Origin of the sequence: Psychrobacter piscatorii, assembly GCF_904846415.1 — a bacterium.
In the GTDB taxonomy this organism is placed as follows: Bacteria; Pseudomonadota; Gammaproteobacteria; order Pseudomonadales; family Moraxellaceae; genus Psychrobacter; species Psychrobacter piscatorii.
The window spans coordinates 1-629 of sequence record NZ_CAJHAR010000101.1; the positions used below are offsets into that span (position 1 = coordinate 1).

Consider the following 629-nt stretch of genomic DNA (forward strand, 5'->3'; position numbering starts at 1 on the left):
TGATGACTGGGGTGAAGTCGTAACAAGGTAGCCGTAGGGGAACCTGCGGCTGGATCACCTCCTTATAGATGGCATTCGGTCAGCAAGAATTCACAACAAGTTGTTCTTTAGTTTAAGCTTACGTTTTTAATAAACGTATTAGGGTCTGTAGCTCAGCTGGTTAGAGCACCGTGTTGATAACGCGGGGGTCGGTGGTTCAAGTCCACCTAGACCCACCATTTTACAATGGGGCCATAGCTCAGTTGGTAGAGCGCCTGCCTTGCACGCAGGAGGTCAACGGTTCGACTCCGTTTGGCTCCACCACTACTAAGACGGTTAAGTAAGCTTTAGATGCCAATAAATAAAATAGGTATTAAATAGAAACAAGTGATTTATCTTTGAATAAAGACATGATTACTTCTTTCTGTTTTATACAGAACCTGTTATTCGACGAGGATACAGGAACTATTTAAAAACATAGATATGAGTCTGGGTTAGGAAGCGCGTGTTCACGCGCACTTCCTAACCTTAATAACTCACCTCTTAACGACATCAGTTGTTATCCCAGGGGTGAGTTATTAAAAAAGTAAAGAGAACTGAATCAAGCGTATAAACATAGGTGATATCGTTATCATAATTAGATTGTATGA

General features: G+C 41.7%; 2 tRNA genes and 1 rRNA gene. All 3 read left to right on the plus strand.

The window, feature by feature from the left end:
• Positions 1-65: ribosomal RNA gene (locus JMX83_RS15035) — 16S ribosomal RNA — on the plus strand; the annotation flags it as partial.
• 76 nt (positions 66-141) lie between these two features.
• A tRNA-Ile gene (locus tag JMX83_RS15040) sits at positions 142-218 on the plus strand.
• A 9-nt stretch (positions 219-227) separates the two neighbouring features.
• Positions 228-303 (plus strand) — tRNA-Ala (locus JMX83_RS15045).
• The last annotated feature ends 326 nt before the right edge of the window (positions 304-629 follow it).